The organism is Kineococcus haloalkalitolerans (assembly GCF_050871905.1).
Taxonomy (GTDB): Bacteria; Actinomycetota; Actinomycetes; order Actinomycetales; family Kineococcaceae; genus Kineococcus.
Window position 1 is genome coordinate 1 of record NZ_JBJLSH010000102.1, and the last position, 1,155, is coordinate 1,155.

Here is a 1,155-nt window from a genome sequence, read left to right on the forward strand (position 1 = left end):
GGCCCGAGGATCAGCCGGCACCTGTACGGGCACTTCGCCGAGCACCTGGGCCGCTGCATCTACGGCGGCTTCTGGGTGGGTGAGGACTCGGCCATCCCCAACGAGGGCGGGATCCGCTCGGACGTGGTGGCCGCGCTGCGCGAGCTGGCCATCCCGAACCTGCGCTGGCCGGGGGGCTGCTTCGCCGACACCTACCACTGGCGCGACGGCATCGGACCCCGCTCCGAGCGCCCGCGGATGGTCAACTCCCACTGGGGTGACGTGGTCGAGGACAACGCCTTCGGCACCCACGAGTTCATGCACCTGTGCGAGCTGCTGGACACCGAGGCGTACGTGTCGGCCAACGTCGGCTCCGGGACGGTGCGCGAGGCGGCGGAGTGGATCGAGTACCTGACCCGGGCCGATGACTCCCCGATGGCGGCGCTGCGCCGGGCCAACGGGCGCGAGCAGCCGTGGCGGGTGCCGTTCTGGGGGCTGGGCAACGAGCCGTGGGGCTGCGGGGGCAACATGGGCGCCGGCGCCTACGCCGAGCTGGCCCGCCAGTTCGGCACCTACGCGCGTGAGCACGGGGGCAACAGCCTGTACCGGATCGCGGCCGGGGCCGCGGACGCCGACTACGCCTGGACCGAGGTCCTGATGCAGAACCTGGGCCGCTACCTGGGCGCCGGCGAGGTCACCGGGCACGGCAAGAACACCTACCAGGCGATCAGCTTCCACCACTACACCGTCGTGGGGCCCTGGCACGCCAAGGGCAGCGCGACCGACTTCGACACCGATGAGTACTACCGGACCATGCTCAAGGCCCGGCACGTGGAGGACGTGATCGCCGGGCACGCGGCGGTGATGGACGCCTACGACCCCCACAAGCACGTGGGTCTGGTGCTGGATGAGTGGGGGACCTGGTTCGACGTGGAGCCGGGCACCAACCCCGGGTTCCTGTTCCAGCAGAACACCCTGCGCGACGCGCTGGTCGCCTCGGTGCACTTCGACGGCTTCCACCGCCACGCCGACCGGCTGGTGATGGCCAACATCGCCCAGACCCTCAACGTGCTGCAGGCGATGATCCTGACCGACGGGGACGCGCTGGTCCTGACGCCCAGCTACCACGTGTTCGCGATGAACAAGGGCCACCACGACGCCGACTCCCTGCCCCTG

The 1,155-nt window shown here is 70.6% G+C and carries 1 protein-coding gene; it reads left to right on the forward strand.

Features of this window, described 5'->3' with window-relative positions; translation table 11 throughout:
• Positions 1 to 1,155 (forward strand): alpha-N-arabinofuranosidase (locus ACRYMY_RS19645; RefSeq protein WP_432548897.1); only part of this gene is annotated, 1,155 nt, incomplete at both ends.